The 3384-nt window shown below is 58.8% G+C and carries 3 protein-coding genes; all 3 read left to right on the top strand.

All coding sequences use genetic code 11. The annotated features are described in order from the left end of the window. Positions 1–374 precede the first annotated feature (374 nt). Genes Q0M74_RS13500 through Q0M74_RS13490 form a run of 3 tightly spaced genes read left to right on the top strand, consistent with a single transcriptional unit; the run spans position 375 to position 3303 of the window. Positions 375–1604: an NAD(P)/FAD-dependent oxidoreductase gene (locus Q0M74_RS13500; protein ID WP_293955319.1), complete on the top strand. Its 1230-nt coding sequence runs from the start codon at positions 375–377 to the stop codon at positions 1602–1604. Positions 1605–1643: 39 nt separating this feature from the next. Then, positions 1644–2474, top strand: a complete 831-nt coding sequence (locus tag Q0M74_RS13495; RefSeq protein ID WP_293955317.1) for an N-acyl homoserine lactonase family protein — start codon at positions 1644–1646, stop codon at positions 2472–2474. Between the two features lie 16 nt (positions 2475–2490). Beyond that, positions 2491–3303, top strand: a complete 813-nt coding sequence (locus tag Q0M74_RS13490; RefSeq protein ID WP_293955315.1) for an SDR family NAD(P)-dependent oxidoreductase — start codon at positions 2491–2493, stop codon at positions 3301–3303. Positions 3304–3384: the final 81 nt, after the last annotated feature.

Genomic DNA, 3384 nt, shown 5'->3' with positions numbered 1-3384 from the left:
GGGAGCCATGGACACGGTGCTAGCCATCTCGAGTGAGACCGGAACCAGCCCGGCGGTGGTGACGATCCAGTTGATCAGGATGATCCTGATTCTGTTTGCCGCCTCTGCGATTCCGCACATCCTGCAGCTTTTCAAACGTTCATAACTCCGAACATCCCCCCTTCCCTGTACACACATGGACAGGTGTCCACCCCCGAAAACACCCCACTCCCACACTGAAAAATACCCACCTACCCGCCAAAACTCCACCGAAAGGGCAATCAACATCACAGACCTTGACATTATGTGCCCCATGACACATCATTGACTTCAGTATAAAGTGTCGACAGATTGCGTTTAAGGCACCACTGTCCACAAAGGAAAGGAATTGATCAATGAGCACCGTAATCATCGGCGGCGGACATGGCGGAGTACAGGTTGCAGAAAGCCTGCGCTCGGGGGGCTACCAGCAGCCCATCACCATCATTGACTCCTGCCCGGAGCTGCCCTACCAGCGACCACCGCTGTCGAAGGACTATATGAAGGTCGACTTCGACGCGGCTCCCCTTCCCATCCGGGATGAGGACTTCTACCTGGATAACAACATCACCTTGCTGCGTGGAACCACAGTCACCTCCATTGACCCTAAGGCATCAAGTGTTCACACCACAGCCGGAACCTTCCCCTATGAGGATCTGGTCTTGGCCACCGGTGCACGCCCGCGCCCACTTCAGTGCGCCGGAGCTGAGGCCCGGGGTGTCTACACCCTGAAGACCCTGCAGGATGCTGTCACCCTGAAATCGGAAATCGGCAAGGCCGCACGTGTGGTGGTTGTCGGAGCAGGCTTCATTGGAATGGAATTCGCCGTCGCAGCGCTCAAGCACGACTGCGAGGTGATCGTCCTCGAATTCGCTGACCGCCCCATGAGCCGTGCACTGAGCCCGTACACCAGTCAGTGGTTCTCCGAGCGTTATGCCGAGCACGGCATCACCATGCGTTTCGGCGAGGGTCTGTCCTTCATTGAAGAGGCTGAGTCCGGTCAAGCCACCGCAGTCATTTCCACCACCGGCGAACGCTATGAGGCGGATCTGTTCGTCGTGGGCATCGGTGTGCAGCCGAATGTGGAGATCGCCGAAGAGGCAGAACTCAGCACAGACAACGGCATCGTCGTCGATACGCAGCTGCGCACCTCCGACCCCAATATCTTCGCACTCGGCGATTGCGCCTCCTTCCCCGTCGCGGGGAAGAACCTGCGCCTGGAGTCCGTGCAGAATGCCATGGACCAGGCAAAGCATGTGGCCAATCAGATCCTCGGGGCTGACGAACCCTACACCGTCACCCCATGGTTCTGGTCCACCCAGGGGCGCTACCGCCTGCAGATGACCGGCATCATCCACTCCGATGATGAGATCAAGGTCCTCGGCGATCCTGCGAAGAAGAAGTTCTCCGTCCTGGCCTTCCGCCACGGTGAACTCATCGGCGTTGAGTCAGTGAACCAGCCGGCAGATCAGACGATTGTCCGTCGCATGTTCAACGAACGCATCCCCCTACATCTCACAGATGCACTGGCTGATGATTTCGATCTGCGCAGCCACCTCAAGCACGCCATCTCCGCCATCGCTTGAAACCCCCCTCACACTTCCCCCTGATTCAGGAGTAATCCCATGACCTCTACCACCGCACACACCGAAACCCCTGCCGGCGTAACCCAGAAGACCGCCAACACTCTCTATGGTTTCGACTCCCCCAACATGACTATGCAGGCTGAACACATGGTTGTGGGTCTTGACGGCCCCATTGAGATTCCGTTGCCGGCCTTCCTGATTGAGCATGACAAGGGCCTGATCATGGTGGACACCGGTTTCCACCCCTGTGTCTGTGAGGATCCGGCACTGCTGTTCGGCGACCGCCCGGAAACCAGCATGATTGAGTCCAAGCCGGAGGAGGCCATCGAGCCACAGCTGCGCAAGCTCGGCTACACCCCAGAAGATGTCACCCATGTGATCGTCTCCCACCTGCACACCGACCACGCCGGCGGCCTCTTCCAGTTCCCGAATGCACAGTTCATCATCGGACCCGGTGAGCTGGATTACGGCAAGAACCCAACCCCCAACTCCGCCCACCTGATCATGGAAGATGATTTCCTGACTGAAGAGATCAGGAACTACAACTGGCTTGAGATCAACGCGGAACGTCATGATCTCTTCGGCGACGGTTCCATCGAGCTCTTCCACCTGCCGGGCCACACCCCTGGCCAGATGGCGATCCTGGTGCGCCTCCCGGGTCAGAACGTGATGCTCTCCGCTGATGTTGTCCACCTGCGCGAGGCTGTAGAGCTGTTGGCCCCATCCCCGACTGACACTGATCCGGAGCAGGCTGTGAAGAGCATCAAGAAGCTGATCAAGATCACCGAGGAAGAAGACGCCAAGCTCTGGATTATCCATGATTACCGTGACTGGGCTGAATTCGGCGCTCCACTGACCCCGATCCGCTAAAGGACCTCCCGCTTTCATGAACAATAAACTCGTTGAACTCTTCGACCTCACCGGCACCCACGCACTGGTCACCGGTGGCGGCAGCGGCATCGGATTCCACATCGCCCAGACACTGGGCACCGTGGGTGCTGAGGTCACGCTCATTGACCGCGATGTCGAGCCGCTTGAGGCGGCCAAAAAGACGCTTATCGACGCCGGCATCACCACCCACGCCCTCGCCCTCGACATCACCGATTATGAGGACTTTGATTCCAAGCTTGCGGCCCACGCAGCGGAACATCCCTTCCAGGTGGTGTTTGCCAATGCAGGAATCTCCGCCGGCCCCGGCCCGATCAACGACTCCGGAAACCTGGAGAACTACGACCGTGACCGCTGGCGTGATGTCATCGACGTCAACCTCACCGGTGCGATGAACACCATGTCCATCACCAGCCGTCACATGAACGCAGAAGGCCGGGGACGGATCGTCGTCACGGCGTCCTTGGCTGGCGTGCGTGCAGATCCACTGGTCGGCTATGCCTACGCCGCTTCCAAGACCGGCGTGATCGGTATTGTCCGCAACGCCGCGCTGGAACTGGCGACCCGTGGCATCACCGTCAATGCGATTGCACCCGGACTCTTCGAGACCAATATCCGCAAGAACAATCCTGCAGCCAAGGCTCTCGACGGCGCATTCGCCAGGATGTCCGCAGTGAAGCGTTCCGGCCAGATGCAGGAACTTGAAGGCCTGGCGATCTTCCTCGCCTCCAAGTCCTCCAGCTATGTCACAGGTGCAGTCCTCAATATTGACGGTGGTGGACAGCACGTGGGTCCGACAGCCCTGGACTAGGTCCTGTTACGAAATTCCGGTGAGTGAGACCGGCGTGTCCTAAACACAAGCGAGGGTTTCCCCACGCACGCTGTTGGTGTC

Origin of the sequence: uncultured Corynebacterium sp. (assembly GCF_945649885.1) — a bacterium.
GTDB lineage: Bacteria > Actinomycetota > Actinomycetes > Mycobacteriales > Mycobacteriaceae > Corynebacterium.
This window is presented reverse-complemented; position numbering and strand designations above follow the sequence as displayed.

Bases quoted from the DNA above. Each gene is read 5' to 3' on its own strand.
- Q0M74_RS13490 (WP_293955315.1), top strand. From the start codon at position 2,491: ATGAACAATAAACTCGTTGAACTCTTCGACCTCACCGGCACCCACGCA.
- Q0M74_RS13500 (WP_293955319.1), top strand. From the start codon at position 375: ATGAGCACCGTAATCATCGGCGGCGGACATGGCGGAGTACAGGTTGCA.
- Q0M74_RS13495 (WP_293955317.1), top strand. From the start codon at position 1,644: ATGACCTCTACCACCGCACACACCGAAACCCCTGCCGGCGTAACCCAG.